The organism is Azospirillum brasilense, from assembly GCF_022023855.1.
In the GTDB taxonomy this organism is placed as follows: Bacteria; Pseudomonadota; Alphaproteobacteria; order Azospirillales; family Azospirillaceae; genus Azospirillum; species Azospirillum brasilense_F.
Genome location: NZ_CP059449.1, coordinates 1,810,271 through 1,835,898, shown reverse-complemented (window position 1 = coordinate 1,835,898; position 25,628 = coordinate 1,810,271). Strand labels below are relative to the sequence as shown.

Sequence of the window (25,628 nt, the reverse complement as noted above, 5' to 3'; positions counted from 1 at the left end):
TGCAAATCACTCCACCCCGACCATGGTCTCCTCGGCCAGCCAATCGACCACTTGGGCCAGGGCCTCCCAGCCGGTGGCGCCCTGCTCCAGCGCCTCGCGGTAGATGGCCACCTGCCGGTGGGCGCTGGTGCCGCGGCGGATGATGTCGCGGGCGTTGGCAACCTCCGCCACGCAATCGAATCGCTCCGCGTCCTCGCGCGTCAGCTCGATCAGCTCCTCCATCAGGTCGGCGTAGGGAACGATGGTGCCGCGCCCGAAATCGACCAGCCCCTCGTCGAGGCCGTAGCGCTGGGCGCGCCAGCGGTTCTCGCCGATCAGCAGGTTCTTGTAGGGCCGCCACGTCACGTTCTTCAGCCGCAGCCGCCACAGCATGCGCAGGAGGCAGCGGAACAGAGCCGCCACCGTCACCGCGTCGTCCAGACGGGTGCAGACGTCGGTGATCCGCATCTCCAGCGTCGGGAAGCGCTGGGACGGGCGGATGTCCCACCACAGCTTGCTCGCGTCCTCGATGATGCCGGCGTTGACCAGGACGTTCACCTGCTGCTGATACTCGCCAAAGCTCTGGAAGCTGTCAGGCATGCCGGTGCGCGGCAGTTCGTTCCACACCGCCAGCCGGTAGGATTTCCGCTGCATGTCCTGCCCCCGCCAGAAGGGTGATGAGGTGGACAGCGCCAGCAGATGCGGCAGGAAATAGCGGACCTGATTCATCAGGTCGATGCGCAGGTCGTCGTCCTCGATCCCGACATGGACGTGCATGCCGCAGATCATCAGTCGCCGCGCCGGCGCGCCCAGGTCGCGGGCCAGCATGTTGTAGCGGTCGCGGTTGGTGTGCTTCTGCGGCTCCCACGCAGCGAAGGGATGGGTGGAAGCGGCGATGGGCGCCAGATTGTGGGCGCGCGCTACCCCGGACACTGTCGCGCGCAGCCGCGCCAGCTCCGCCCGCGCCTCCTTCAGGCTGGCGCAGACCGGCGTACCGACCTCGATCTGGCAGCGCAGGAATTCCGGATGGATCTGGCCCGGCGCCTGCTCCTGGCAGGCCTCCAGCATCTCGTCCGGCGGGTTGCGCGCGATGTCCCGCGAGCTGCGGTCCACCAGCAGATACTCTTCCTCAAGCCCCAGCGTGAAGGCCGGTTCCATGAACGCTCACTCCCGCGGGAACAGTTTGATTTGGTAGAGGCCGGGGTCGGCCAGGATCGGCTCCAGCGCGTCGCCCAGCACCGTTGCCCACAGCGCCGCCCCTTCCGGCGTGGCGATCAGGTCCTGGCGCACCTCGACCAGGACGTTGGGCAGCCCGGCGGGGGTCGCGTGGCTTTCCACCGTGCCGCCCAGGGTGGTCCGGCCCGAGTAGGGCTCGTTGTCGCCGACGCACCAGCGCCCGTCGGCGCGCAGCCGCGCGATCATTGGAATCGGAATGCGCGGGTCGTGGTCCCATAGGATGCCGACGTGCCAGGGCCGGGCGACGCCCCGCATGGCGGGTGTGAAGCTGTGGATGGATAGCAGCACCGGCACCTGCCCGCGCTCGCGCCGCCGGGCGACTTCGGCAGCCACGGCCTCGTGGTAGGGCCGGAAGATGGCGTCGATCCGGCGCTCTTCCTCGGCCCGGTCCAGAGCGCGGTTGCCGGGAATAACCACGTCGTCGCTGACCACCGGGATTGCCGTCGGATCATCCAGCGCACGGTTCGGGTCGATCACCAGCCGGGAATAGCCGGACAGCACCGCCGCCGCGCCGAACCGCTCCGACAGCCGCCGCGTCAGCTCCGCCGCGCCGATGTCGTAGGCGATGTGCCGGCACAGATTCGCCTCGTCCAGCCCCAGCGTCCCCAGTGCCTTCGGGATGGCGCGCGAAGCGTGGTCGCACAGCAGAAGGACCGGGCTGTCCGACTCCGGACGCAGCACGGTGACCGGCGGCGGGTCGTCGGGACCCAGCAACGGTGGGGCCGGCGCGGCGCGGGGCGGCGAGGGCAGGGTCACCGGTCGGGGGTGTTCGGCGGGCTTGCAGGGTGATCGCTGCGTCATGATGGCACAGTATTGCAGGGTCTCGGTCGCAGCGGAAGTTCCCGCCGGCTGGTCCCCAAGGCAACGGTCCGGCGGCGCGGATGATCCCGACGGAGCGGCAATGTCCCACAATCCGGGGCTTCCGCAGATGAGCCATGCGGCGGGCGCCCGTGGCGCCTAGGAGGTGCGTCCGTTATAACGGACGCCATGCCGGACGCCAGCACCCTCGCCCCCACCGCGCACGCCGACTCGGCGCAGCGGATCGCGCTGATCGCCCTTCTGACCGGGGCGCTGGGAATCGCCTTCGCCCCGATCTTCGTGCGCCTGTCCGAACTGGGGCCGAGCGCCACCGCCTTCTGGCGGCTCGCCTTCGCCATCCCGGCCCTGTGGGTCTGGATGGCGGTGGAACCGAAGGGAGGCGCGCGGTCGCGCAAGCCTTCGTCGCTGTCCGACCACGCCCGGCTGACCGCGGCGGGCCTGTTCTTCGCCGGGGATCTCGCCATCTGGCACTGGTCGATCCGCTACACCTCCGTCGCCAACTCCACGCTGCTCGCGAACTTCGCGCCGATCTTCGTGACGCTGGTGTCCTGGCTGGTGTTCAAGGAGCGGTTCAGCCGGACCTTTCTGATGGGGCTCGGTCTGGCGCTGTGCGGGGCCGTCGTTCTGATGGGACAGAGCCTGAAGCTGAGCCCGGACCATCTGTTCGGCGACGCCCTCGGGCTGCTGACCGCGGTTTTCTACGGCGGCTACATCCTGGCGGTGGGTCGGCTGCGGGCGGAGTTCTCCACGGCCACCATCATGACCTGGAGCGGAGTCGTCACCGGCCTCGCCCTGCTGCCCATCGCCCTGCTGTCTGGCGAGAGCCTGATCGCCGGATCGCTTGAGGGCTGGGCGGTGCTGCTGGGGCTCGCCCTGGTCAGCCATGCCGGCGGCCAGAGCCTGATCGCCTACGCGCTGGCCCATCTGCCCGCCGCCTTCTCCTCCGTCAGCCTGCTGCTCCAACCGGCGGCGGCGGCGGTGCTGGCTTGGGCGCTGCTCGCCGAGCCGCTTGGCGCTCTCCAGGCGGTGGGCGGTGCCGTGGTGTTGGCCGGCATCCTGATGGCCCGCCGCGGGAGCCGATGAAACGCCGCCGATGACGCGGACCATACGCCGCCGTCCGGATGCGAGTTGACGTGATTTGCCCGACTCGGGTACGACCTATGACCGATTGCTGATGAAAGGGCATGACACCGTGTCCGACACCGAAGAACCCCACCACGTACCGGCCTCCTCCCAGCGCATTTCCGAATGGGTGGCGGAGCGGATTCTCGAACGGATCGCCCGTGGCGAACTCGTTCCGGGAGAGCGCCTTCCCGGCGAGCGCCAGCTTGCGGAGCAGCTCCACGTCAGCCGGGTGTCGGTGCGCGCGGCCCTGCAGAAGCTGAAGACCCAGGGCTTCCTGACCGCGGTGCAGGGCGGCGGCACGCGCGTGGTGTCATCCGTGGGCGCCATGGACGGCGCACTGACCGAGATGGTCCGCGTGAAGCACGCCAACCTCTGCGACCTCGTGGAGATCCGGCAGGCCCTGGAAAGCTGGGCGGCCCGGCGCGCCACCGAACGCGCGACCCAGGAACAGATCGACCACATCGGACGAGTCCTCGCCGCGATGGGCGAGACGGGCCGCGACGGCAAGCAGGCCGCCGACGACATGGACTTCCACCTCGCCGTCGCCCAGGCGGCCGGGAGCCCGGTCTATCTGCATCTGCTGGCGACCATCCGCGACATCCTTGGCCAGATGATGGAGTACCATCACACCGAGCCCTTCGCACTGGGCCGAGAGGCGCTGATGATCGACCATCACCGCGCCATCTACGACGCCATCCGGCGCCGTGATGCCGATGCCGCCGCCGTTGCGGCCACCGACCACCTCGGCTGGGTGCTCGACCGCTACAACGATCTGAGCCGGAAGGCGGAAGATCTGTCCCGCCCCGACACCGACGCCGCTCCGTAAAGAGCGGCGGCACCTCCGGGGAGGACCGCCCTCCCCGCCTCATCGTCACGGCATAGAAAAAGCCGCGAGGGTCCGAAGATCCTCGCGGCTTTTTCTACGCAGTCGATCAGGACAATCCCGGTCAGGCGGCCAGGATGCCCTCGATCTGTTTCGTCACGTCGTCGATCTCGGCCATGCCGTCCACCGTCTTCAGAACGCCACGGCTCTGATAATACGGCAGGATCGGCGCGGTCTGCTCGTGATACTGGGCGAGGCGGGTCTTCACCGTGTCGGCGTTGTCGTCGGCCCGGCGCTTGAACTCCGTGCTGCCGCAGACATCGCAGACGCCCTCGATCTTCGGCTTCTCGAAGACGTCGTGATAGCCCTTGCCGCACTTGGCGCAGGTGTAACGACCGGTGATGCGCTCCACCAGGATGTCGTCCACGACCTTCATCTCGATCACATGATCGAGCTTCAGGCCCTTGTCCGACAGCATGGTGTCCAGCGCCTCGGCCTGAGCGACCGTGCGCGGGAAACCATCGAGGATGAAGCCGTTGGCCACATCCGGCTTGGAAATGCGCTCAGCGATGATTTTGACCATCAGCTCGTCCGGCATCAATTTGCCGGCGGACATGATGTCCTTCGCCTGCTGCCCAAGCGGACCACCCTCGGCGACCATCGCGCGGAGCATATCGCCCGTGGAAAGCTGGACGAGCCCGCGCGTGTCTTCGAGACGCCGCGCCTGGGTCCCCTTCCCGGCGCCCGGCGGTCCGAGCAGAATGAGATTCATTACTTTCTCCCCCGAAGCTTCGCTTTTTTAATCAGCCCCTCATACTGGTGGGCCAGCAGATGGGAATGAATCTGCGCAACCGTGTCCATCGTCACCGTGACCACGATCAGCAGGCTGGTGCCGCCAAAATAGAACGGAACCGAATGCTGGGAAATCAGGATTTCGGGGAGGAGACAAACCGCCACAAGGTAGGCCGAACCGATCACCGTCAACCGGGTCAGCACGTAGTCGATGTAGTCCGCGGTGTTCTTGCCCGGACGGATGCCGGGAATGAAGCCGCCATACTTACGCAGGTTCTCGGCCGTGTCCGCGGGGTTGAAGACGATGGCCGTATAGAAGAAGCAGAAGAAGATGATCAGCGCCGAATACAGGATCATGTAAAGCGGCGTGCCATGCGCCAGATAGCGCGTGACCGTCTGCAGCCACTCCGGACCCTCGCCGCCGGCGAAGCCGACCGCGGTCAGCGGCAGCAGCAGCAGCGAAGACGCGAAGATCGGCGGAATGACGCCCGAGGTGTTCAGCTTCAGCGGCAGGTGCGACGCTTCGCCGCCGAACACGCGGTTGCCCATCTGACGCTTCGGATACTGGATCAGCAGCCGGCGCTGCGCGCGCTCCATGAACACGATGAAGAACACGACGCCCACCGCCATCAGCAGCAGGAAGACGATGAACAGCGTGGACAGCGCGCCGGTGCGGCCTAGCTCCAGCGTGCTGACGAGAGCGCGCGGCAGCTCGGCGACGATGCCGGCGAAGATGATGAGGGAAATCCCGTTGCCGATGCCGCGGGCGGTGATCTGCTCGCCCAGCCACATCAGGAACATCGTGCCGCCGACCAGCGTGATGACCGTGGCGATCTTGAAGAACAGCCCCGGTTCCGGAACCGCGGCGCCGGATGCGCCGGTCATCGCCTCGAGCCCCACCGCCAAGCCCCAGGCCTGCACGGTCGCCAGAAGGACGGTGCCGTAGCGGGTGTACTGGTTCAGCTTCTTGCGGCCCGACTCGCCTTCCTTCTTCAGCGCTTCCATCTGCGGCGATACCGCGGTCAGAAGCTGCACGATGATGGAAGCCGAAATGTACGGCATGATGTTGAGCGCGAAGATCGTCATGCGGTGCAGCGCGCCGCCGGCCAGCATGTCGAACATGCCCAGGATGCCCCCGCCCTGCTGCCGGAAAATATCGGCGAGGATCTGCGGGTTGACGCCCGGAATCGGGATGTAGGTGCCCAGGCGGTAGATGATCAAGGCACCAAGGGTGAACCAGATCCGCTTCTTCAGCTCGGTCGCCTTGGAGAAGGCCCCGAAATTAATGTTCGCGGCAAGCTGCTCGGCCGCTGATGCCATGGGTCGTATCCCTGTCCCTAATGCACGAACGGGGCGGTCCTGCAGGATGCAGGCCGCCCCTCGCAACTTCGCTTCATTTAGTGCCGGAAGAGGCCCGCGCGCAAGCGCGGGCTTCCGATCACTCGGCGGCTTCGGCGGCGGACGCGGTCAGCGTGACGCTGCCACCCGCCTTCTCGACCGCTTCCACAGCCGACTTGGAGGCGCCGGCCACGGTGAAGCTGGCTTTCGTCGTCAGGGCGCCCTTGCCCAGAAGACGGACGCCGTCCTTCTTCACCTTGCCGGTGACCCCCGCCGCTTCCAGGGCCACCGCGTCGATGGTCTGGCTGGCGTCGAGCTTGCCGGCGTCGATGAACTTCTGGACCAGGCCCAGGTTCACGACCGAGTATTCCTTCGCGAAGATGTTGCGGAAACCGCGCTTCGGAAGGCGGCGGTGAAGGGGCATCTGGCCGCCTTCAAAGCCGTTGATGGCCACGCCGGTGCGCGAGGTCTGACCCTTGACGCCACGGCCGCCGGTCTTGCCCTTGCCCGAACCGATACCGCGGCCGACGCGCATGCGCTCCTTACGGGCACCGGGGTTGTCCCGGAGATCGTTCAGCTTCGTCATGGGTTCAGCCCTCGTTCTCGACGCGGACCAGGTGCGCGACCTTGGCGATCATGCCCCGCACGGCCGGAGTGTCCTCCAGTTCGCGGGTCCGGTGCAGCTTGTTGAGACCCAGACCGACCAGCGTTTCACGCTGGTCGTGCTTGCGGCCGATCGGGCTGCCGGTCTGGGTGACGATGACGGTCTTCTTCTCGGCCATGATCAAGCCTCCTGCGCACCGGCAGCGCCGGTTTCACGCTTGCCGAGGATGTCGCTCACGCGACGGCCGCGACGGGCGGCGACGCTGCGCGGGCTGGAAACCTGCGACAGGGCGTCGAAGGTCGCCTTGATCATGTTGTGCGGGTTCGAGGTGCCGATGGACTTCGTCACCACGTCCTGCACACCCAGCGCCTCGAAGATCGCGCGCATCGGACCGCCGGCGATGATGCCGGTACCGGCCGGGGCGGTGCGCAGCACGACCTTGCCGGCACCGAAGTGACCGTTGGAGTCATGGTGCAGCGTGCGGCCTTCGCGCAGCGGAACGCGGATCATACCGCGCTTCGCCTGGTCGGTGGCCTTGCGGATCGCCTCCGGCACCTCACGGGCCTTGCCCGATCCGACGCCGACGCGGCCCTTGCCGTCACCGACCACCACCAGGGCGGCGAAGCCGAAGCGACGGCCACCCTTCACAACCTTGGCGACGCGGTTGATCCCAACGAGCTTTTCGATCAGCTCGCTCTCTTCCCGGTCGCGATCGCGCGGCTGCCGATCACGGTCGCTCCGCTCGCCTCTTTCACGTGCCATTTCGGAGCCTCCTTAGAACGACAGCCCGCCCTCGCGGGCGGCGTCAGCCAGGGCCTTGACCCGGCCGTGGTAAATGTAGCCACCACGGTCGAACACGACCTCGGTGACGCCCGCCGCCTTGGCGCGCTCGGCGATGAGCGCACCGATCTTCTGGGCGGCTTCGACGTTCCCACCGTGCTTGAGCTGCTCGCGCAGCTCCTTTTCCACGGACGAGGCCGAGGCGACCGTGCGGCCGTTCTCGTCGTCGATGATCTGGGCGTAGATGTGCAGATTGGACCGGAAAACCGAGAGGCGAGCCCGCCCGCCGGCCTTCTTGGCAATCTGCGCGCGCACGCGCTGCTTGCGGCGCTCGTGGAGTTGCTTTGGCTTGAGCATGGCGGACCTTACTTCTTCTTGCCTTCCTTGCGGATCAGCGTCTCGGTCTCGTACTTGATGCCCTTGCCCTTATAGGGCTCCGGCTTCTTCCAACCGCGGATCTCCGCGGCGACTTGACCGACCTTCTGCTTGTCGAAGCCCGACACCGAGATCGCGGTGGGCTTGTCACACTTGATGGTGATGCCCTCCGGGATCGGGTACTTGACGTCGTGCGAGTAGCCGAGCTGCATGACCAGCTCCTTGCCCTGCACGGCGGCACGGTAACCGACACCGTTGATCTCGAGGTTGATGGTGAAGCCCTGGTTGACGCCCGTGACCATGTTGTTGATCAGGGTGCGCGAGGTTGCCCACATGACGCGGGCGCGCTTGCTGTCGTTCGCCGGGGCCACCACGACCTTGCCGTCTTCCAGCTTGGCCGTGATGTCGTCGATGAGGGTCAGGCTGAGCGAACCCAGCTTGCCCTTGGCCGACACCTGCTGGCCGTTGACGGAGACGTCAACACCAGCCGGAACCGGCACGGGATGCTTTCCAATGCGCGACATCGAAGGGTCCCCCTTAGAACACGCGGCAGAGGACTTCACCGCCGACGTTGGCGGCGCGGGCCTCATTGTCCGACATCACGCCGCGCGGCGTGGAGAGGATCGCGATGCCGAGGCCGTTGAAGACGCGGGGCAGATCGGTGATCTTCGAATAAACGCGGCGGCCGGGCTTCGACACGCGGGCGATCTGCTTAATCACAGGCTCGCCTTCGTGATACTTCAGCTCGATCTTCAGGTTCTTGATGCCGGGGCGCAGCTCCTCCTCGGAGTAGCCGCGGATGTAACCCTCGCGCTTGAGAACCTCAAGCACGTTGCTGCGCAGCTTCGACGCCGGGCTCTGCACAACAGACATACGGGCGTGCTGACCGTTGCGAATGCGGGTCAGCATATCGCCGAGCGGATCGCTCAAAGACATTCTCCGACCCTCCTTACCAGCTCGACTTCACCATCCCCGGGATCTGGCCAGTCGAGGCCAGTTCACGGAGGGTGACGCGGGACAGCTTAAACTTGCGATAGAACGCCCGCGGACGGCCGGTCATTTCGCAGCGGTTGCGGATGCGCACCTTCGACGAGTTGCGCGGCATTTCGGCCAGCTTGAGGCGGGCGGCGAACTGCTCTTCCGGCGGGAGGGAGCGATCGGAGGCGATGGCCTTCAGGCGGGCACGCTTGTTGGCGAACTGCTTCACCAGCTTGGTGCGACGCTTGTTCTTCTCGATGGCACTGGTCTTAGCCATGGGGTCGTGCTCCAGCCAATCAGGCCACAAACGGCATGTCGAAGGCCTTCAGGAGAGCCTTGGCTTCCTTGTCGGTCTTCGCCGAGGTGACGAAAATGATGTCCATGCCGCGGATCTGATCGATCTTGTCGTAGTCGATCTCCGGGAAAATGATCTGCTCCTTCACGCCCATGGCATAGTTGCCACGGCCGTCGAAGCTGTTGCCGGGGATGCCGCGGAAGTCGCGGACACGCGGCAACGCGATCGTGACCAGGCGATCCAGGAACTCGTACATCCGCTCACGACGGAGCGTGACCTTGCACCCGATCGCCATGCCCTCACGCAGCTTGAACTGCGCGATCGACTTGCGGGACTTCGTGACGATCGGCTTCTGGCCGCTGATCGCCGTCAGTTCGCTCACCGCATTCTGGATCTTCTTGGAGTCGCCGACAGCTTCGCCGACACCCATGTTGATGACGATCTTCTCGATCCGCGGAACTTCCATGTCGTTCGCGTAGCCGAACTCAGCCTTGAGCGCAGCGCGGATCTTGGAGTCGTACACTTCCTTCAAACGTGCAGCCATTGGTCCGGTCCTCACACGTCGATGACTTCGCCGGACCGCTTGGCGACACGCACCTTGCGGCCATCCTCAAGGACCTTGAAACCGACGCGGGTCGGCTTGCCGTCCTTGGGGTCGACATGAGCAACGTTCGAGACGTTGATGGGCGCCTCGAACTCAACGATGCCGCCCTGCGAGGTGGCGCTCGGACGCTGGTGCTTCTTCACCACGTTCACGCCCTGCACGACGACACGGTTTTCCGCCGGGATGACCTTGAGGACCTCACCGGTCTTCCCCTTGTCCTTACCGGCAAGGATGACGACCTTGTCCTTGGTCTTGATCTTCGCGGCCATCACAGCACCTCCGGCGCCAGCGAGATGATCTTCATGAACTTCTTGCCGCGAAGCTCACGAGTGACCGGCCCGAAGATACGCGTGCCGATCGGCTCGCCCTGCTTGTTGATCAGCACGGCGGCATTGCGGTCGAAACGGATCGCGGACCCGTCCTCCCGGCGCAGTTCCTTCGCGGTGCGGACGATGACGGCGCGATGCACGTCGCCCTTCTTGACGCGACCCTTCGGAATGGCTTCCTTGACCGAGACGACGATCACGTCGCCGACGGTGGCCACCTTCCGCTTGGACCCGCCAAGCACCTTGATGCACTGCACCCGGCGCGCCCCGCTATTGTCGGCGACTTCCAGGTTGGTTTGCATCTGGATCATGGTTTGTACCCTTCCGTTTACGCGGCGCCGCTAACGGCGGCGGACTCAAGCACGACCGTCCAGCGCTTGCGCTTGGAGATCGGGCGGCATTCGATGATCGAAACGGTATCGCCGACCTTGAACTGGTTGCCCTCGTCATGGGCGGCGTACTTCTTCGACTGACGAATGAACTTCTTGTACACGGGGTGCATGACGCGGCGCTCGACCAGGACGATAACCGTCTTGTCGCCCTTGTCGCTGACCACCGTGCCCTGCAGAACGCGGCGAGGCATAGGTAGCCCTCCTTACTTGCCGGCTTCGGCCGAGCGCGAACGCTCGCCGAGGATCGTCTTGATGCGCGCGATGTCGCGACGCACCACTCGCACCCGCGCGGTGTTCTCCAGCTGGCCGGAGGCCCGCTGGAAACGCAGGTTGAACTGTTCCTTTTTGAGCTGGAGGAGCTGATCGTTCAGCTCCTCGGTGCTCTTCGCACGCACGTCGACGGACTTCATGCCGCCACCTCCTCACCGCCGCCGAGGCGGGTCACCAGCTTGGTCTTGATCGGCAGCTTGGCGGCCGCCAGGGCGAACGCCTGCTTTGCCACATCCGCGGGCACGCCGTCCAGCTCAAACAGGATGCGGCCGGGATGAACGCGGGCCGCCCAGTATTCGGGCGTGCCCTTACCGGAACCCATGCGGACTTCGGCGGGCTTGGTGGAGACCGGCAGGTCCGGGAACACGCGGATCCACACGCGGCCCTGACGCTTCATGGCGCGGGTGATCGCGCGGCGGGCCGCCTCGATCTGGCGGGCCGTGATGCGCTCCGGCTCCAGGGCCTTGAGGCCGAAGGAGCCGAAGTTCAGCTGGGTGCCGCCCTTCGCGTTGCCGTGGATGCGGCCCTTGTGGGCCTTGCGGTACTTGGTACGCTTCGGAGAAAGCATCGCTCGTGCCCCTTACTAGCGGTCAGCCCGCTCGGAGCGGTCACGGTCGCCGCGACCACGGCCCCCACGCTCCTCACGGTCACCACGCTCGCGACGCTCGCGCCGCGGCTCGCCATCGGTCGACACCGGCTCGGTGCCCATGCGCTTGTCCTGCGCCATCGGGTCGTGCGCCATGATCTCGCCCTTGAAGACCCACACCTTGACACCGCAGGTGCCGTAGGTGGTCTTCGCGGTCGCGGTGCCGTAGTCGATGTCCGCACGCAGGGTGTGCAGCGGAACGCGGCCCTCGCGGTACCACTCCAGGCGGGCGATCTCGGCGCCGCCGAGACGGCCGGAGCAGTTGATCCGGATGCCCTGGGCGCCCAGACGCATGGCCGACTGGACCGCGCGCTTCATGGCGCGGCGGAAGGCGACACGGCGCTCGAGCTGGTTGGAGATGTTCTCGGCGATGAGCTTGGCATCGATCTCCGGCTTGCGGATCTCGATGATGTTCAGGCTCACCTCGCCGCCGGCCATCTTCGACAGCTCGGTGCGCAGCTTCTCGATGTCCGCGCCCTTCTTGCCGATCACCACGCCCGGACGGGCGGAGTGGATGGTGACGCGGGCCTTCTTGGCCGGACGCTCGATGATGACGCGCGAGCAGCCGGCCTGCTGCAGGCGACCCTGCAGATAGCCGCGCAGCTTCAGGTCCTGGTGCAGCAGGTTGGCGTAGTCGCGCTTGGCGAACCAACGGCTGTCCCAGGTCCGGTTGATGCCGAGGCGCAGCCCGATCGGATTGACTTTCTGACCCATCTTACTCGGCCCCTTCGGCAGCGGCGGCTTCGCGCTCACGCACGATGATCGTCAGGTTGGAGAACAGCTTCTCGACCCGCGCGCCGCGCCCACGGGCACGGGCGTGGAAGCGCTTCATCACCAGGGCGCGGCCGACCGTCGCCGAGGAGACGTACAGGCGGTCCACATCGAGCTGATGGTTGTTCTCGGCGTTGGCGATCGCGGCCTGGAGGACCTTCTTCACCTCGCCGGCGATGCGGCGCTTGGAGAAGGTCAGCTCGGCCACGGCGCTGCTGGCATCCTTGTTCCGGATGAGCTGGGCGACGAGGTTCAGCTTGCGCGGGCTGGTGCGGATCATCGGATTGGAGGCGATGGCCTCGTTCTCCGCGATACGGCTGGGGTTGGAGGGCTTGCCCATGGCTTACTTCCTCTTCGCCTTCTTGTCCGCCGCGTGCCCGTAGAAGGTGCGCGTCGGAGCGAACTCACCGAACTTGTGGCCGATCATGTTCTCGGTCACCAGAACCGGCAGGAACTTGTGGCCATTGTACACGCCGAACGTGAGACCCACGAACTGCGGCAGGATCGTCGAGCGACGCGACCAGATCTTGATGATCTCGTTGCGGCCCGAAGCCCGCGACTTGTCCGCCTTCTTGAGCAGGTAGCCGTCGACGAACGGGCCCTTCCAAACGGAGCGTGCCATCGTCCGCCCTCCTTACTTCGAATGACGGCGGCGCAGGATCAGGCCATCCGTCTTCTTGTTGTGACGAGTCTTCTTGCCCTTGGTCGGCTTGCCCCACGGCGTGACCGGATGACGGCCACCCGAGGTGCGGCCTTCACCACCACCGTGCGGGTGGTCGATCGGGTTCATGGCGACACCACGGACGGACGGACGGATGCCCAGCCAACGGCTGCGACCGGCCTTGCCCTTGTTGGTGTTCATGTTGTCCGGGTTCGACACGGCACCCAGGGTGGCCATGCAGTCGCCGCGGACCACGCGAAGCTCGCCCGAGGGCAGCTTCAGCTGGGCGTACCCGCCGTCGCGGCCGACCAGCTGCAGGTAGGTGCCGGCCGAACGGGCCAGCTGACCACCCTTGCCGGGCTTCAGCTCGACGTTGTGCAGCACCGAACCGACCGGGATGTTCTTCAGCGGCATGGCGTTGCCGGGCTTCACATCCACCTTCTCGCCGGCGATCACCGTGTCGCCCACCTTCAGGCGCTGCGGCGCCAGAATGTAGGACATGGTGCCGTCCTCATACTTGATGAGGGCGATGAAGGCCGTGCGGTTCGGATCGTACTCCAGGCGCTCGACGACCGCCGGGACGTTGAACTTGCGGCGCTTGAAGTCCACCAGACGGTAGACGCGCTTGTGACCGCCACCCATCCGGCGCGCGGTGATGCGGCCGGTGTTGTTGCGGCCGCCGGACTTGGTCAGGCCCTCGGTGAGGGTCTTGACCGGCTTGCCCTTCCACAGCTCCGAGCGGTCGACGATGACCAGCTGGCGGAGCGACGGCGTAATTGGGCGATATTGCTTCAGAGCCATCGGATCACACTCCCGCTCAGATGCCCGTGGTCACGTCGATCTTGTTCCCCTCGGCGAGGGTCACGACGGCCTTCTTGAAGTCCGAGCGACGGCCGATGGTCCCGCGGAAGCGCTTGGTCTTGCCCTTGGTAACCAGGGTGTTGACCGCCGTCACCTTCACGTTGAACAGCCCCTCGACAGCCGACTTGATCTCCGGCTTGGTCGCCGACAGCGGCACGCGGAACGTCACCTGATTGTGCTCCGACGCCATCGTCGACTTCTCGGTGATCACCGGAGCCAGGATGAGGTCGTACATCCGCTCCTGGCTCACCGCAGGTTTCGACTGCTTGCTCATTTCAGGCGAGCCTCCAGCTGCTCGACCGCGTTGCGGGTCAGGACCAGCGTATCGCGGCGAAGAATGTCGTAGACGTTGGCGCCCTGCTCCGGCAGCACGTCGATCAGCGGGATGTTGCGCGAGGCCCGAGCGAAGTTCTCGTTCAGGTTGGCGCCATCGATGATCAGGGCCGAGGTCAGGCCGAGCGAAGCGAGACGGACAGCCAGCTCCTTGGTCTTGTGGCTCTCGGCCGAAGCGGCGTCGAGGACCAGGAGCTTGCCTTCCGCGGCCTTGGTGGACAGCGCGGTCTTCAGGGCCAGCTTGCGGACCTTCTTGGTCAGGTCGTGCTCGTGCGAGCGGACGACCGGGCCGAAGATGGTCGCGCCGCCACGGAACTGGGCGGAGCGCATGGAGCCCTGACGGGCGCGGCCGGTGCCCTTCTGGCGGTACGGCTTCTTGCCGGTGCCGGAGATCTCGCTGACCGTCTTGGTCTTGTGCGTACCGGCGCGGCGCTTGGCCAGCTGCCAGTTGACCATACGGGCCAGGATGTCCGTGCGGGACGGAAGGCCGAAGATCTCGTCAGCCAGCTCGATCTCGCCGACGGTCTCGTTGTTCAGGTTCTTAATGGTCGCCTTCATGGCCATCACTCCTGCGGCTCGGCGGCGGCTTCAGCGGCCGGCGCAGCCTTGATCCCGGCGGGGAACGGCAGACCTTCCGGAGCCTTCTTCTTCACCGCGTCGCGGATGCGGAGCCAAGCCCCCTCGGCGCCGGGAACGGCACCCTTGAGGAAGATCAGACCGCGGTCCTCATCGACCGACACGACCTTCAGGTTCAGAACCGTGACCTTCTCGTCGCCGAGATGACCGGCCATCTTCTTGTTCTTGAAGACCTTGCCGGGGTCCTGGCGGTTACCCGTCGAACCGTGCGAGCGGTGCGACACCGACACGCCGTGCGTCGCGCGCAGACCACCGAAGTTCCAGCGCTTCATCGCACCGGCAAAGCCCTTGCCGATGGAAGTGCCGGTGACGTCGACGAACTGGCCCGGGAGGAAATGCGCAGCCGAGAGCTCGGCGCCGACCTCGATCAGCGCGTCGGCATCGACGCGGAACTCGACCAGCTTGCGCTTGGGCTCGACGCGCGCCTTGGCGAAATGCCCGCGCTGCGGCTTCGTGACGTTCTTCACCTTGATGGCGCCTGCGCCGAGCTGGACGGCGGTGTAGCCATCCTTGTCCTCGGTGCGGACGGCGACGACCTGGCAGCTGTCGACTTTCAGCACAGTCACCGGCACGTGCTGCCCGTCGTCCGTGAAGACGCGGGTCATGCCGACTTTCTGCGCGATCAAACCGGATCGCATTGTTCTTTATCTCCTGACCAGGGACATCCTCAGAGGGAGAGGTCCCTCAACAGCAACGAATTAGAGCTTGATCTCGACGTCCACACCGGCAGCGAGGTCGAGCTTCATCAGCGCGTCCACCGTCTGCGGCGTCGGATCGACGATGTCGAGCAGACGCTTGTGGGTGCGGATTTCGAACTGCTCGCGCGACTTCTTGTCGACGTGCGGCGAGCGGTTCACCGTAAACTTCTCGATCTGCGTCGGCAGCGGGATCGGGCCCCGCACCCGAGCACCGGTCCGCTTGGCGGTGTTGACGATCTCGCTGGTCGACTGGTCGAGCACGCGATGATCGAACGCCTTCAAGCGGATGCGGATGTTCTGGCTGTCCATGTCCAAACGTCCCTTGCACCTCGTTTCGATGACGCGACTGCGCCACCGGCACCCCAAAATCTGTCCCCCGGGGACCCGCGGCGGCAGGCGAACCTGCGCCGGCTCACCGAAGCGGTGGGCGGCGGTTCGTCTGTCCGATCTGACGGCCGATACGAAAAAGAACATCCCCCGCATCGCAATGCGGATGGATGTTCCTGGCAGCAACCGGTGCAAGTGGAGCTTGCGGTGCCGTTCGTGATCGGGCTGCGTCTAGGCCGGACGTGCCTACTACCAACCCAAATTCCAGAGGGCGTAACGTGTATGCCCTAGGGGCCTCGGTGTCAACCCACATTTTCCCTCTTGTGACAGGAGGGTGACGGGATCGGCCCGGTTCGGCGCGTCACGCCGCATTTTCGCGGATCGGCCATGCAAAAGGGGGCCGACCCGCAGGCCGGCCCCCCTTCACAAAACGCGATCTTACTTGATGATCGAGGCGACGACGCCGGCGCCGACCGTACGACCACCCTCGCGGATGGCGAAGCGCAAGCCCTCGTCCATGGCAATCGGAGCGATCAGCTCGACTTCCATGGAGATGTTGTCGCCCGGCATCACCATCTCGGTGCCTTCCGGCAGCTTCACCATGCCCGTCACGTCGGTCGTGCGGAAGTAGAACTGCGGACGGTAGTTGGTGAAGAACGGCGTGTGACGGCCACCCTCTTCCTTCGTCAGGATGTAGGCCTCGGCCTTGAAGGTGGTGTGCGGCGTGATGCTGCCCGGCTTGGCTAGAACCTGGCCGCGCTCGACGTCCTCACGCTTCGTGCCGCGCAGCAGCGCGCCGATGTTGTCGCCAGCCTCACCCGAGTCGAGCAGCTTGCGGAACATCTCCACGCCGGTCACCGTCGTCTTGACCGTGGTCTTCAGACCGACGATCTCGACTTCCTCGCCGACCTTGACGATGCCGCGCTCGACGCGGCCGGTCACCACCGTGCCGCGGCCCGAGATCGAGAACACGTCCTCGATCGGCATCAGGAACGGACGGTCCTTCGGACGCTCCGGCTGCGGGATGTACTGGTCGACCTCGGCCATCAGCTTGAGGATCGCGTCACGGCCGATCTCCGGCGAACGGTCCTCCAGCGCGCACAGCGCCGAGCCCTTGACGATCGGAATGTCGTCGCCCGGGAACTGGTAGGAGGACAGCAGCTCGCGCACCTCCATCTCGACCAGCTCGAGCAGCTCCGGATCGTCGACCATGTCGACCTTGTTCATGAACACCACCAGCGCCGGCACGCCGACCTGGCGCGCCAGCAGGATGTGCTCGCGGGTCTGCGGCATCGGGCCGTCGGCGGCCGACACGACCAGGATCGCGCCGTCCATCTGCGCGGCGCCCGTGATCATGTTCTTCACGTAGTCGGCGTGGCCCGGGCAATCGACGTGGGCGTAGTGGCGGTTGGTCGTCTCGTACTCGACGTGGGCGGTCGAGATCGTGATGCCACGGGCCTTCTCTTCCGGCGCCTTGTCGATCTGGTCGTAGGCGGTGAAGGTCGCGCCGCCGCTCTCGGCCAGCACCTTCGTGATCGCCGCCGTCAGCGACGTCTTGCCGTGGTCGACGTGGCCGATCGTGCCGATGTTGCAGTGCGGCTTGTTCCGCTCGAACTTTGCCTTCGCCATGGTGTGTGCTCTCCGTCTCTTTGTCGTTCCAGCGGTTTCAGGCCATCCTGGCGCGGATGGTCTCCGCAATGGTCTGCGGCACCGGCTCGTGGTGGTCGAACTGCATCGTGTACTGCGCGCGCCCCTGGCTCATCGAGCGCAGGGTGTTCACATAACCGAACATCGACGCCAGCGGAACCATCGCCAGGATCGAGCGGGCGTTGCCCCGCTGGTCCATGGCGGTGATCTGTCCACGGCGGCTGTTCAGGTCCCCGATGATGTCGCCCATGTAGTCTTCGGGCGTCACCACCTCAACTCTCATGATCGGCTCCAGAAGCATCGGGCCGGCCTTCTGCATGCCCTCGCGGAAGGCCGCGCGGGTCGCGATCTCGAAGGCGAGCACCGAGGAGTCGACATCGTGGAAGGCGCCGTCGACCAGCGCGACCTTGAGGTCTATCACCGGGAAGCCGGCCACCACCCCGGCATGCAGCGAGGCGTCCAGCCCCTTCTGCACGCCCGGAATGAACTCCTTGGGCACGGCGCCGCCGACGACCTTGTTCTGGAAGACGAAGCCGCTGCCGGCGGGCTGCGGCTCGAAGACCAGCTTGACGCGGGCGAACTGGCCGGTGCCCCCGGTCTGCTTCTTGTGGGTGTAATCGATCTCGGCGGTCTTGGTGATGGTCTCGCGGTACGCCACCTGCGGCGCGCCGACGTTCGCGTCCACCTTGAACTCGCGCTTCATGCGGTCGACGATGATTTCCAGATGCAGTTCGCCCATGCCCTTGATGATCGTCTGACCGCTCTCATGGTCGACGGCCACGCGGAAGGACGGATCCTCCTGGGCGAGGCGGGACAGCGCCATGCTCATCTTTTCCTGGTCGGCCTTGGACTTCGGCTCGACGGCCACCTCGATGACCGGTTCCGGAAACTCCATCCGTTCCAGGACGATGGGCTTGGCGGGATCGCACAGCGTGTCGCCGGTCGTCGTGCTCTTCAGCGCGGTGAAGGCGACGATGTCGCCGGCGTAGGCCTCGTCGATCTCCTCCCGGCTGTTGGCGTGCATCAGCAGCATGCGGCCGATGCGCTCCTTCTCGTCCTTGCCGGGGTTCAGCACGGCGGTGCCGGAGGCGACGGTGCCGGAATAGACGCGCACGAAGGTCAGTGATCCGACGAAGGGATCGTTCATGATCTTGAAGGCGAGCGCGGAGAAGGGAGCGGTGTCGTCCGGTGCGCGCTCGTCCGTCTCGGGGCTGCCGACACGGTGCCCTTTGACCGCCCCGACGTCCACGGGGGCCGGCAGATAGTCCACCACGGCGTCCAGCATCGGCTGGATGCCCTTGTTCTTGAAGGCCGAGCCGCAGAGGACCGGCACGAAGCGCAGGCCGATGGTGCCCTTGCGGATGCAGGCCTTGAGCGTGTCCGCGGAGGGTTCCTGCCCGGACTCGAGATAGGCCTCCATGGCCGCGTCGTCGAGTTCCAGGACGGCGTCGAGCAGCGCCTGGCGGTGGCGCGCTGCTTCGTCCCTCAGGGCGTCCGGAATGTCGGTGTAATAGAATTCGGCGCCCAGCGTCTCTTCTTTCCAGACGATGGCGCGCATGGCGACCAGATCGGCGACGCCGACAAAGCTGGCCTCGGACCCGATCGGAAGCTGGAGAACGAGCGGGAAAGCGCCCAGCCGTTCCTTCATCATGGCGACGCAGCGGAAGAAGTCCGCGCCGGTGCGATCCAGCTTGTTGACGAAACACATGCGGGGCACGCCGTACTTGTCGGCCTGCCGCCACACGGTCTCAGACTGAGGCTCCACCCCCGCAACGGAGTCGAACACCGCAACCGCACCGTCGAGCACGCGCAGGCTGCGTTCGACTTCAATGGTGAAGTCGACGTGCCCCGGCGTGTCGATGATGTTGATGCGGTGATCGCGCCAGAAGCAGGTCGTGGCCGCGGAGGTGATGGTGATGCCCCGTTCCTGTTCCTGCTCCATCCAATCCATCACCGCGGTGCCCTCGTGCACCTCACCGATTTTGTACGACTTTCCAGTGTAGTACAAAATGCGTTCGGTGGTCGTGGTCTTACCGGCATCGATGTGAGCCATGATGCCGATGTTGCGGTAACGGTTCAGGGGATGGGAACGGGGCATGACAAGCACCTGGGCCGGTGGGTGCCTTACCAGCGGTAGTGCGAGAAGGCCTTGTTGGCTTCCGCCATACGATGGGTGTCTTCGCGCTTCTTCACGGCAGTGCCACGCTGGTTGGCGGCATCCAGCAGCTCACCCGACAGACGCTCGGTCATGGTGTTTTCCGAGCGGGCGCGGGCGGCGCCGATGAGCCAGCGGATGGCCAGGGCCTGGGCGCGGTCCGTGCGGACCTCGACCGGAACCTGATAGGTGGCGCCACCGACGCGACGCGAGCGCACTTCGAGGTGCGGCTTCACGTTCAGCAGGGCGTCGTGGAAGACCTGAACCGGCTCGTTCTTGGTCTTGGCCTCGATGCGGCTGAGCGCGCCGTAGACGATGCGCTCGGCAGCGGACTTCTTGCCGTCCAGCATCAGGCAGTTCATGAACTTGGTCAGGACGCGGTCGCCATACTTGGCGTCCGGCAGGACCTCACGCTTCTCGGCGCGACGACGACGGGACATCGTGAATACTCCTTACTTCGGACGCTTCGCGCCGTACTTCGAACGACGCTGCTTACGGTCCTTCACGCCCTGGGTATCGAGCGTGCCGCGGATGATGTGGTAGCGAACGCCGGGAAGATCCTTCACACGGCCGCCGCGGATCATAACCACCGAGTGTTCCTGGAGGTTATGGCCTTCACCGGGGATGTAGGAGGTCACTTCGAAGCCGTTCGTCAGGCGAACGCGGGCGACCTTACGCAGAGCCGAGTTCGGCTTCTTCGGCGTGGTCGTGTAGACGCGGGTGCAGACGCCACGCTTCTGCGGGCACGCCTCCATCGCGGGAACCTTATTGCGCGCGGCCAAGGGCTCGCGCGGCTTACGGATCAACTGGTTGATCGTCGGCATATCTGCCCTTCATCCCTTCAGGTCGATCGGCCGGCGGAGCCGGACCGATTGGAAAAACGCCCAGCGTTAACCGGACGATACAAAAGCCCGCCTGCGAAGCCTGAGGGGCTTCGAGCGGGCCCAATGGTCGAACGCCGTCGGATCGGTCCGCAAGGACCCTGTCGTTCAGCTATGTCGCTTGGGTTCAGCCGGATGCCGGACGGAATGGACGAAAGACCTTCCCGAGGCTCCTTTTGAAGTTCGCGGACTATATGGGTCTGCCGGGAACCCGTCAAGCGCGCAGATGACCGTTCTTCGTGCGCTTCGACGACGTTTTTGCGTCAGCTGGCGCGAGCGGACCGGCGGCGTCGCAACGCGTCGGCACCTGCCGCCACCGCGGCGGCCCGCGCCTCAAGCATCGGGCGCATCCGCGTGAGGAGATCGGCCGTCACCACCTCCCCCGCCCCGTCCGGCACACCGGCGTTGAAGGGCGGCTGGGGGTCGTATTCGATGGAGAGCTGGACGAGTTTCGCGGCCTGCTCGCCGAACAGGTCGGCAACGATCCGCAGCGCCACGTCTATTCCAGCGGTCACGCCGCCGCCGGTGTATAGGGTGCCGTCCGCCACCACGCGCTCAGCGACCGGCGTGGCGCCGAAGGCAGCGAGGAAGTCACGGGAGGCCCAATGCGTGCCGGCCCGCTTCCCCTCCAGCAACCCGGCGGCGCCGAGAACCAGGGAGCCGGTGCAGATCCCGGAGATATACCGAGTGCTGGACCCCCGCTCCTCCAGGAAGCTCAAAACCTCCTCGTCGGTCAGCAGCGCGTTGATTCCGCTGCCGCCGGGCACGAGGAGGAGGTCGAGCGGCGGTGCCTCGGCGAGGGTGGTGGTGGGAAGGATTGTCAGGCCGGTGTCCGAGCGCACCGGATCGAGCGTCTTCCACAGCAGATGGACCTCGGCACTAGGCACACGGGCCAGCACCTCGTAGGGGCCGGTGAGATCGAGCTGCGTGACGTCGGGAAACAGCATGAGGCCGAAGCTGGGCGCTTTGTCGGTCATCACAGACGCTCCGATGCGTGAAGTGGACGATCCTAATCTCACCTGGACAAACGAGAAAGGGGCGCGTCCCCTGCGGAACGCGCCCCCTGCCCTACCCTATGCGCCGAAGCGTCAGGCCGCGGTGCTCTCGCCCGGATGCGGCAGGGCCGGAGCCTCGCCTTCGCCATCCTCGCCCAGCGCCAAGGCGCGATCCCGCTCGGCGGCGATCTGCTTCAGACGGTTGACGACGGAGCCCGTACCCGCCGGGATCAGGCGGCCGACGATGACGTTCTCCTTCAGGCCTTCCAGGTTGTCGGTCTTGCCCGACACCGCCGCCTCGGTGAGGACGCGGGTGGTTTCCTGGAACGACGCGGCGGAGATGAAGGACCGGGTCTGCAGCGACGCCTTGGTGATGCCCTGCAGAACCGGGTGGCCGGCGGCCGGCTTCAGCCCCTCGGCGACGGTCTTCTCGTTTTCCTCGTCGAACTCCTGACGGTCGACCTGCTCGCCCACCAGGAAGGTGGTCTCGCCGGCGTCGGTGATCTCGACCTTCTGCAGCATCTGGCGGACGATCACCTCGATGTGCTTGTCGTTGATCTTCACGCCCTGCAGTCGATAGACGTCCTGGATCTCGTTGATGAGGTAGTTGGCCAAAGCCTCCACGCCCATCACCGACAGGATGTCGTGCGGCACCGGGTTGCCGTCCATCAGCAGGTCGCCGCGCTGGACATAGTCACCCTCCTGCACGGAGATGTGCTTGCCCTTCGGGATCAGATATTCGCGCTCGTCCCCCGTCTCGTCGTTGCGGACGACGATGCGGCGCTTGGTCTTGTAGTCCTTGCCGAACTCCACGCGGCCGTCGAGGTCCGAGATGATCGCGAAGTCCTTCGGACGGCGCGCCTCGAACAGCTCGGCCACGCGCGGCAGACCGCCCGTGATGTCGCGGGTCTTGGACGACTCGCGCGGGATACGCGCCAGTACGTCGCCGGCCCGGACGTGGGCGCCGTTCTCGACCGAGAGGATGGCGTCCACCGACATGAAGTAGCGAGCCTCCAGACCGTTGGCGAGCGTGATGATCTCGCCCCGCTCGTCGCGCAACGTGATGCGCGGCTTCAGATCCGCACCGCGCGGCTGCTGACGCCAGTCCACCACGACCTTCGACGAGATGCCGGTCGCCTCGTCCATCACCTCGCGCATGGAGATGCCTTCCACGAGGTCGACGTAGTGGGCGGTACCCTCGCGCTCGGTGATGATCGGCAGGGTGTAGGGGTCCCACTCGGCCAGCTTCTGGCCGCGCTCGACCTTCACGCCCTCGTCGGCGAGCAGCTTCGCTCCGTACGGAACGCGGTGACGCGCCCGCTCGCGGCCCTGCTCGTCAAGCAGGATCACCTCGGTGCTGCGGCCCATGACCACCGGGATGTTGGAGGAGTTGATGACGACGTTGCGGTTGTGGATCCGCACCGTGGCATCGAACGCCGCCTCCACCTGGCTCTGCTCCGCGCCGCGCTGAGCCGCGCCACCGATGTGGAACGTGCGCATGGTGAGCTGCGTGCCCGGCTCGCCGATCGACTGGGCGGCGATGACGCCGACGGCCTCGCCGACGTTGACCAGCGTGCCGCGGGCCAGATCACGGCCGTAGCACTTGGCGCAGACGCCGTCCTTGGTCTCGCAGGTCAGGACCGAACGGATCATGACGCTGTCGATGCCCGAGCGCTCGATGCGGTCCACCGTGGGCTCGTCGATCAGGCCGGCGTTCGGCACGATCAGCTCGCCGTTCAGCGGGTCGATCAGGTCGCCCACCACCGTGCGGCCGAGGATGCGGTCGCCCAGCGGGGAGATGACCTCGCCGCCATCGATCACCGCCTTGACGGTGATGCCCTTGTCGGTGCCGCAATCCGTCTCGACGATGATGGCGTCCTGGGCCACATCGACGAGACGACGGGTCAGGTAACCGGAGTTCGCCGTCTTCAAGGCGGTGTCGGCCAGACCCTTGCGGGCGCCGTGGGTGGAGTTGAAGTACTCCAGCACGGTCAGGCCTTCCTTGAAGTTCGAGATGATCGGCGTCTCGATGATCTCGCCCGACGGCTTGGCCATCAGGCCGCGCATGCCCGCCAGCTGGCGGATCTGGGCGGCGGAGCCACGCGCACCGGAATGGGCCATCATGTAGACCGAGTTCACCGGCTTGCCCGGGGCGGTGTCGGAGATGACCTTCATCATCTCCGTCGCCACCTTCTCGGTGCACTCCGACCAGACGTCGACAACCTTGTTGTACTTCTCGCCCTGGGTGATCAGACCGTCGAGATACTGCTGCTCGAACTCCTTCACCCGCTCCTTGCTGTCGTTGACGAGCTTCTTCTTCGCCTCGGGGATGACCATGTCATCCTTGCCGAAGGAGATGCCGGCGCGGCAGGCGTGGCCGAAGCCGAGCTTCATCAGGCGGTCGGCGAAGATCACCGTCTCCTTCTGACCGCAATGGCGGTAGACGGCGTCGATGACGTTGCCGACGTCCTTCTTGGTCAGCAGGCGGTTGATCAGCGAGAAGGGCACCGCCGGGTTGCGCGGCAGGATCTCGGACAGCAGCATGCGGCCCGGAGTCGTCTCCACGATGGAGATCTTCTCGTCGCCGTTCTCGTCCACGCCCTTGTAGCGCGCCTTCACCTTGGCGTGCAGCGTCACGACCTTGGCGTCCAGCGCCTGCTCGATCTCGCCGACGTTGGCGAAGGTCATGCCCTCGCCCTTCTCGCCCGGCCGGTCCATCGTGATGTAGTAGAGACCCAGCACGATGTCCTGCGACGGCACGATGATCGGCTTGCCGTTCGCGGGCGACAGGATGTTGTTGGTCGACATCATCAGGACGCGCGCTTCCAGCTGGGCCTCGAGGCTCAGTGGAACGTGCACGGCCATCTGGTCGCCGTCGAAGTCGGCGTTGAAGGCGGTGCAGACCAGCGGGTGAAGCTGGATCGCCTTGCCTTCGATCAACGTCGGCTCGAAGGCCTGGATGCCCAGGCGGTGCAGCGTCGGGGCGCGGTTCAGCATCACCGGATGCTCGCGGATGACCTCCTCGAGGATGTCCCACACCTCGGGACGCTCCTTCTCCACCATCCGCTTGGCGGCCTTGATGGTCGAGGCGAGGCCGTACAGCTCAAGCTTCGCGTAGATGAAGGGCTTGAACAGCTCCAGCGCCATCTTCTTCGGCAGGCCGCACTGGTGCAGCTTCAGCTCCGGACCGACCACGATGACCGAACGGCCCGAGTAGTCGACGCGCTTGCCGAGGAGGTTCTGACGGAAGCGGCCCTGCTTGCCCTTCAGCATGTCGGACAGCGACTTCAGCGGACGCTTGTTGGCGCCGGTGATGACGCGCCCGCGGCGGCCGTTGTCGAACAGCGCGTCGACGGCCTCCTGCAGCATGCGCTTCTCGTTGCGGACGATGATGTCCGGCGCCTTCAGCTCGATCAGCCGCTTCAGGCGGTTGTTGCGGTTGATGACGCGGCGGTACAGGTCGTTCAGGTCGGACGTCGCGAAGCGGCCGCCGTCCAGCGGGACGAGCGGGCGCAGCTCCGGCGGGATCACCGGAATGACTTCCAGGATCATCCATTCCGGACGCGACTGCGACGACAGGAAAGCGTCGATCAGCTTCAGGCGCTTCACGAGCTTCTTGCGCTTGGCCTCGGACGAGGTGTCCCGCAGCTCCTCGCGGCAGGTCTTCTTCTCCTCCTCCATGTCGAGCGCCGACAGCATGATGCGCAGCGCTTCGGCACCGATGGAGGCGGTGAAGGCGTCCTCGCCGTACTCGTCCTGGGCGGAGACGAACTCCTCCTCGCTGAGAAGCTGGTGGAGCTTCAGCGGGGTCAGCCCCGGCTCGATGACGACGTAGTTCTCGAAGTAGAGGATGCGCTCCAGATCCTTCAGCGTCATGTCGAGCAGCAGACCGATGCGGCTCGGCAGGGACTTCAGGAACCAGATGTGGGCGACCGGAGAGGCCAGTTCGATGTGGCCCATGCGTTCGCGCCGGACCTTCGACAGCGTCACCTCGACGCCGCACTTCTCGCAGATGATGCCGCGGTACTTCATGCGCTTGTACTTGCCGCACAAGCACTCGTAGTCCTTGATCGGGCCGAAGATGCGGGCGCAGAACAGGCCGTCGCGCTCAGGCTTGAAAGTGCGATAGTTGATGGTTTCCGGCTTCTTGATCTCGCCGAACGACCAGGACCGGATGCGCTCGGGGCTCGCGATCTGAATGCGGATCTGATCGAAGCTCTGGGGACCCTGGACCTGGCCGAAAATGTTCATCAACTCGTTCATGACCGTCTCCCGCTGGCA

General features: G+C 65.7%; 33 protein-coding genes. 2 read left to right on the top strand and 31 right to left on the bottom strand.

What is annotated here, in order from left to right:
- Nucleotides 1–6: 6 nt before the first annotated feature.
- Together H1Q64_RS08690 and H1Q64_RS08685 are read right to left on the bottom strand one after the other, a co-directional pair.
- Entirely contained in the window at nt 7–1,137 is a 1,131-nt protein-coding gene (locus H1Q64_RS08690; RefSeq protein WP_237903172.1) for a carboxylate-amine ligase, read from the bottom strand.
- 6 nt (nt 1,138–1,143) lie between these two features.
- Nucleotides 1,144–2,016: an N-formylglutamate amidohydrolase gene (locus H1Q64_RS08685; RefSeq protein WP_237903171.1), complete on the bottom strand. Its 873-nt coding sequence runs from the start codon at nt 2,014–2,016 to the stop codon at nt 1,144–1,146.
- A 186-nt stretch (nt 2,017–2,202) separates the two neighbouring features.
- Between H1Q64_RS08685 and H1Q64_RS08680 the strand changes: the two genes are divergently transcribed.
- Both H1Q64_RS08680 and H1Q64_RS08675 read left to right on the top strand, forming a co-directional pair.
- Complete coding sequence (locus tag H1Q64_RS08680) at nt 2,203–3,117, top strand: DMT family transporter (RefSeq protein ID WP_237903170.1); 915 nt, start codon at nt 2,203–2,205, stop codon at nt 3,115–3,117.
- 109 nt (nt 3,118–3,226) lie between these two features.
- Complete coding sequence (locus tag H1Q64_RS08675; protein ID WP_237903169.1) at nt 3,227–3,985, top strand: FadR/GntR family transcriptional regulator; 759 nt, start codon at nt 3,227–3,229, stop codon at nt 3,983–3,985.
- A 121-nt stretch (nt 3,986–4,106) separates the two neighbouring features.
- Here H1Q64_RS08675 and H1Q64_RS08670 read toward each other — a convergent pair whose 3' ends face one another.
- The 29 genes from H1Q64_RS08670 to rpoC all read right to left on the bottom strand — a co-directional run bounded on the left by H1Q64_RS08670 (nt 4,107) and on the right by rpoC (nt 25,610).
- Entirely contained in the window at nt 4,107–4,754 is a 648-nt protein-coding gene (locus H1Q64_RS08670) for an adenylate kinase (protein ID WP_237903168.1), read from the bottom strand.
- Entirely contained in the window at nt 4,754–6,094 is a 1,341-nt protein-coding gene (gene secY / locus H1Q64_RS08665; RefSeq protein WP_014241020.1) for a preprotein translocase subunit SecY, read from the bottom strand. Before secY ends, H1Q64_RS08670 begins: the two co-directional genes overlap by 1 nt.
- A gap of 118 nt (nt 6,095–6,212) precedes the next feature.
- Nucleotides 6,213–6,698: a 50S ribosomal protein L15 gene (gene rplO, locus H1Q64_RS08660; protein ID WP_149467682.1), complete on the bottom strand. Its 486-nt coding sequence runs from the start codon at nt 6,696–6,698 to the stop codon at nt 6,213–6,215.
- A 4-nt stretch (nt 6,699–6,702) separates the two neighbouring features.
- Nucleotides 6,703–6,894 carry a 50S ribosomal protein L30 gene (gene rpmD / locus H1Q64_RS08655; protein ID WP_014241022.1) on the bottom strand — a complete coding sequence of 64 codons (192 nt, stop codon included), beginning with the start codon at nt 6,892–6,894 and terminating at the stop codon, nt 6,703–6,705.
- A 2-nt stretch (nt 6,895–6,896) separates the two neighbouring features.
- Nucleotides 6,897–7,478 (bottom strand): 30S ribosomal protein S5, encoded by a 582-nt coding sequence (gene rpsE, locus H1Q64_RS08650; RefSeq protein ID WP_035675037.1) that lies wholly within the window; start codon nt 7,476–7,478, stop codon nt 6,897–6,899.
- A 12-nt stretch (nt 7,479–7,490) separates the two neighbouring features.
- Nucleotides 7,491–7,853, bottom strand: coding sequence for a 50S ribosomal protein L18 (rplR, locus tag H1Q64_RS08645; RefSeq protein ID WP_014241024.1), 363 nt, complete (start codon nt 7,851–7,853; stop codon nt 7,491–7,493).
- A gap of 8 nt (nt 7,854–7,861) precedes the next feature.
- Nucleotides 7,862–8,395 (bottom strand): 50S ribosomal protein L6, encoded by a 534-nt coding sequence (rplF, locus tag H1Q64_RS08640; RefSeq protein WP_014241025.1) that lies wholly within the window; start codon nt 8,393–8,395, stop codon nt 7,862–7,864.
- Nucleotides 8,396–8,408: 13 nt separating this feature from the next.
- Entirely contained in the window at nt 8,409–8,807 is a 399-nt protein-coding gene (gene rpsH / locus H1Q64_RS08635) for a 30S ribosomal protein S8 (protein WP_035675041.1), read from the bottom strand.
- Between the two features lie 13 nt (nt 8,808–8,820).
- Nucleotides 8,821–9,126 (bottom strand): 30S ribosomal protein S14, encoded by a 306-nt coding sequence (gene rpsN, locus H1Q64_RS08630; RefSeq protein ID WP_014241026.1) that lies wholly within the window; start codon nt 9,124–9,126, stop codon nt 8,821–8,823.
- Between the two features lie 19 nt (nt 9,127–9,145).
- Entirely contained in the window at nt 9,146–9,688 is a 543-nt protein-coding gene (gene rplE / locus H1Q64_RS08625; RefSeq protein ID WP_035675042.1) for a 50S ribosomal protein L5, read from the bottom strand.
- Between the two features lie 11 nt (nt 9,689–9,699).
- Nucleotides 9,700–10,020 (bottom strand): 50S ribosomal protein L24, encoded by a 321-nt coding sequence (gene rplX, locus H1Q64_RS08620; protein ID WP_088123921.1) that lies wholly within the window; start codon nt 10,018–10,020, stop codon nt 9,700–9,702.
- Nucleotides 10,017–10,385, bottom strand: a complete 369-nt coding sequence (rplN, locus tag H1Q64_RS08615; RefSeq protein ID WP_012973215.1) for a 50S ribosomal protein L14 — start codon at nt 10,383–10,385, stop codon at nt 10,017–10,019. The genes rplX and rplN overlap by 4 nt, the downstream gene beginning before the upstream one ends.
- A gap of 17 nt (nt 10,386–10,402) precedes the next feature.
- The gene (gene rpsQ, locus H1Q64_RS08610) at nt 10,403–10,657 is read right to left on the bottom strand and encodes a 30S ribosomal protein S17 (protein WP_014241029.1); all 255 of its coding nucleotides are present in this window, start codon (nt 10,655–10,657) and stop codon (nt 10,403–10,405) included.
- Nucleotides 10,658–10,669: 12 nt separating this feature from the next.
- Nucleotides 10,670–10,876 carry a 50S ribosomal protein L29 gene (gene rpmC / locus H1Q64_RS08605; protein ID WP_014241030.1) on the bottom strand — a complete coding sequence of 69 codons (207 nt, stop codon included), beginning with the start codon at nt 10,874–10,876 and terminating at the stop codon, nt 10,670–10,672.
- A complete protein-coding gene (gene rplP, locus H1Q64_RS08600; protein WP_014241031.1) occupies nt 10,873–11,304 on the bottom strand; it encodes a 50S ribosomal protein L16 in 432 nt (143 codons plus the stop codon). The genes rpmC and rplP overlap by 4 nt, the downstream gene beginning before the upstream one ends.
- A gap of 15 nt (nt 11,305–11,319) precedes the next feature.
- Nucleotides 11,320–12,096, bottom strand: coding sequence for a 30S ribosomal protein S3 (gene rpsC, locus H1Q64_RS08595; protein WP_014241032.1), 777 nt, complete (start codon nt 12,094–12,096; stop codon nt 11,320–11,322).
- A 1-nt stretch (nt 12,097) separates the two neighbouring features.
- On the bottom strand, nt 12,098–12,493 hold the full coding sequence (gene rplV, locus H1Q64_RS08590; RefSeq protein ID WP_035675046.1) for a 50S ribosomal protein L22: 396 nt from the start codon (nt 12,491–12,493) through the stop codon (nt 12,098–12,100).
- Between the two features lie 3 nt (nt 12,494–12,496).
- Entirely contained in the window at nt 12,497–12,775 is a 279-nt protein-coding gene (gene rpsS / locus H1Q64_RS08585) for a 30S ribosomal protein S19 (protein WP_014241034.1), read from the bottom strand.
- A gap of 12 nt (nt 12,776–12,787) precedes the next feature.
- Nucleotides 12,788–13,615, bottom strand: coding sequence for a 50S ribosomal protein L2 (rplB, locus tag H1Q64_RS08580; protein ID WP_237903167.1), 828 nt, complete (start codon nt 13,613–13,615; stop codon nt 12,788–12,790).
- 16 nt (nt 13,616–13,631) lie between these two features.
- Nucleotides 13,632–13,949 carry a 50S ribosomal protein L23 gene (locus H1Q64_RS08575; RefSeq protein WP_035675048.1) on the bottom strand — a complete coding sequence of 106 codons (318 nt, stop codon included), beginning with the start codon at nt 13,947–13,949 and terminating at the stop codon, nt 13,632–13,634.
- Entirely contained in the window at nt 13,946–14,566 is a 621-nt protein-coding gene (gene rplD, locus H1Q64_RS08570; protein WP_200476048.1) for a 50S ribosomal protein L4, read from the bottom strand. The genes H1Q64_RS08575 and rplD overlap by 4 nt, the downstream gene beginning before the upstream one ends.
- 5 nt (nt 14,567–14,571) lie before the next feature.
- Complete coding sequence (gene rplC, locus H1Q64_RS08565; protein WP_145626347.1) at nt 14,572–15,282, bottom strand: 50S ribosomal protein L3; 711 nt, start codon at nt 15,280–15,282, stop codon at nt 14,572–14,574.
- Between the two features lie 60 nt (nt 15,283–15,342).
- Nucleotides 15,343–15,651 (bottom strand): 30S ribosomal protein S10, encoded by a 309-nt coding sequence (rpsJ, locus tag H1Q64_RS08560; protein WP_014241039.1) that lies wholly within the window; start codon nt 15,649–15,651, stop codon nt 15,343–15,345.
- A 456-nt stretch (nt 15,652–16,107) separates the two neighbouring features.
- Nucleotides 16,108–17,298, bottom strand: a complete 1,191-nt coding sequence (gene tuf, locus H1Q64_RS08555) for an elongation factor Tu (RefSeq protein WP_014241041.1) — start codon at nt 17,296–17,298, stop codon at nt 16,108–16,110.
- A gap of 37 nt (nt 17,299–17,335) precedes the next feature.
- Nucleotides 17,336–19,414 (bottom strand): elongation factor G, encoded by a 2,079-nt coding sequence (fusA, locus tag H1Q64_RS08550; RefSeq protein ID WP_237903166.1) that lies wholly within the window; start codon nt 19,412–19,414, stop codon nt 17,336–17,338.
- A gap of 26 nt (nt 19,415–19,440) precedes the next feature.
- Nucleotides 19,441–19,911, bottom strand: coding sequence for a 30S ribosomal protein S7 (gene rpsG / locus H1Q64_RS08545; protein WP_014241043.1), 471 nt, complete (start codon nt 19,909–19,911; stop codon nt 19,441–19,443).
- 12 nt (nt 19,912–19,923) lie between these two features.
- Nucleotides 19,924–20,295 (bottom strand): 30S ribosomal protein S12, encoded by a 372-nt coding sequence (rpsL, locus tag H1Q64_RS08540; RefSeq protein ID WP_012973201.1) that lies wholly within the window; start codon nt 20,293–20,295, stop codon nt 19,924–19,926.
- A 320-nt stretch (nt 20,296–20,615) separates the two neighbouring features.
- Nucleotides 20,616–21,329 (bottom strand): DJ-1/PfpI family protein, encoded by a 714-nt coding sequence (locus H1Q64_RS08535; RefSeq protein ID WP_237903165.1) that lies wholly within the window; start codon nt 21,327–21,329, stop codon nt 20,616–20,618.
- Nucleotides 21,330–21,440: 111 nt separating this feature from the next.
- Nucleotides 21,441–25,610: a DNA-directed RNA polymerase subunit beta' gene (gene rpoC / locus H1Q64_RS08530; RefSeq protein ID WP_237903164.1), complete on the bottom strand. Its 4,170-nt coding sequence runs from the start codon at nt 25,608–25,610 to the stop codon at nt 21,441–21,443.
- Nucleotides 25,611–25,628: the final 18 nt, after the last annotated feature.

Coding starts and splice junctions, on each gene's coding strand:
- H1Q64_RS08690 (WP_237903172.1), bottom strand. CDS start 1,137: ATGGAACCGGCCTTCACGCTGGGGCTTGAGGAAGAGTATCTGCTGGTG.
- H1Q64_RS08685 (WP_237903171.1), bottom strand. CDS start 2,016: ATGACGCAGCGATCACCCTGCAAGCCCGCCGAACACCCCCGACCGGTG.
- H1Q64_RS08680 (WP_237903170.1), top strand. CDS start 2,203: ATGCCGGACGCCAGCACCCTCGCCCCCACCGCGCACGCCGACTCGGCG.
- H1Q64_RS08670 (WP_237903168.1), bottom strand. CDS start 4,754: ATGAATCTCATTCTGCTCGGACCGCCGGGCGCCGGGAAGGGGACCCAG.
- secY (WP_014241020.1), bottom strand. CDS start 6,094: ATGGCATCAGCGGCCGAGCAGCTTGCCGCGAACATTAATTTCGGGGCC.
- rplO (WP_149467682.1), bottom strand. CDS start 6,698: ATGACGAAGCTGAACGATCTCCGGGACAACCCCGGTGCCCGTAAGGAG.
- rpmD (WP_014241022.1), bottom strand. CDS start 6,894: ATGGCCGAGAAGAAGACCGTCATCGTCACCCAGACCGGCAGCCCGATC.
- rpsE (WP_035675037.1), bottom strand. CDS start 7,478: ATGGCACGTGAAAGAGGCGAGCGGAGCGACCGTGATCGGCAGCCGCGC.
- rplR (WP_014241024.1), bottom strand. CDS start 7,853: ATGCTCAAGCCAAAGCAACTCCACGAGCGCCGCAAGCAGCGCGTGCGC.
- rplF (WP_014241025.1), bottom strand. CDS start 8,395: ATGTCGCGCATTGGAAAGCATCCCGTGCCGGTTCCGGCTGGTGTTGAC.
- rpsH (WP_035675041.1), bottom strand. CDS start 8,807: ATGTCTTTGAGCGATCCGCTCGGCGATATGCTGACCCGCATTCGCAAC.
- rpsN (WP_014241026.1), bottom strand. CDS start 9,126: ATGGCTAAGACCAGTGCCATCGAGAAGAACAAGCGTCGCACCAAGCTG.
- rplE (WP_035675042.1), bottom strand. CDS start 9,688: ATGGCTGCACGTTTGAAGGAAGTGTACGACTCCAAGATCCGCGCTGCG.
- rplN (WP_012973215.1), bottom strand. CDS start 10,385: ATGATCCAGATGCAAACCAACCTGGAAGTCGCCGACAATAGCGGGGCG.
- rpsQ (WP_014241029.1), bottom strand. CDS start 10,657: ATGCCTCGCCGCGTTCTGCAGGGCACGGTGGTCAGCGACAAGGGCGAC.
- rpmC (WP_014241030.1), bottom strand. CDS start 10,876: ATGAAGTCCGTCGACGTGCGTGCGAAGAGCACCGAGGAGCTGAACGAT.
- rplP (WP_014241031.1), bottom strand. CDS start 11,304: ATGCTTTCTCCGAAGCGTACCAAGTACCGCAAGGCCCACAAGGGCCGC.
- rpsC (WP_014241032.1), bottom strand. CDS start 12,096: ATGGGTCAGAAAGTCAATCCGATCGGGCTGCGCCTCGGCATCAACCGG.
- rplV (WP_035675046.1), bottom strand. CDS start 12,493: ATGGGCAAGCCCTCCAACCCCAGCCGTATCGCGGAGAACGAGGCCATC.
- rpsS (WP_014241034.1), bottom strand. CDS start 12,775: ATGGCACGCTCCGTTTGGAAGGGCCCGTTCGTCGACGGCTACCTGCTC.
- rplB (WP_237903167.1), bottom strand. CDS start 13,615: ATGGCTCTGAAGCAATATCGCCCAATTACGCCGTCGCTCCGCCAGCTG.
- H1Q64_RS08575 (WP_035675048.1), bottom strand. CDS start 13,949: ATGAGCAAGCAGTCGAAACCTGCGGTGAGCCAGGAGCGGATGTACGAC.
- rplD (WP_200476048.1), bottom strand. CDS start 14,566: ATGAAGGCGACCATTAAGAACCTGAACAACGAGACCGTCGGCGAGATC.
- rplC (WP_145626347.1), bottom strand. CDS start 15,282: ATGCGATCCGGTTTGATCGCGCAGAAAGTCGGCATGACCCGCGTCTTC.
- rpsJ (WP_014241039.1), bottom strand. CDS start 15,651: ATGGACAGCCAGAACATCCGCATCCGCTTGAAGGCGTTCGATCATCGC.
- tuf (WP_014241041.1), bottom strand. CDS start 17,298: ATGGCGAAGGCAAAGTTCGAGCGGAACAAGCCGCACTGCAACATCGGC.
- fusA (WP_237903166.1), bottom strand. CDS start 19,414: ATGCCCCGTTCCCATCCCCTGAACCGTTACCGCAACATCGGCATCATG.
- rpsG (WP_014241043.1), bottom strand. CDS start 19,911: ATGTCCCGTCGTCGTCGCGCCGAGAAGCGTGAGGTCCTGCCGGACGCC.
- rpsL (WP_012973201.1), bottom strand. CDS start 20,295: ATGCCGACGATCAACCAGTTGATCCGTAAGCCGCGCGAGCCCTTGGCC.
- H1Q64_RS08535 (WP_237903165.1), bottom strand. CDS start 21,329: ATGACCGACAAAGCGCCCAGCTTCGGCCTCATGCTGTTTCCCGACGTC.
- rpoC (WP_237903164.1), bottom strand. CDS start 25,610: ATGAACGAGTTGATGAACATTTTCGGCCAGGTCCAGGGTCCCCAGAGC.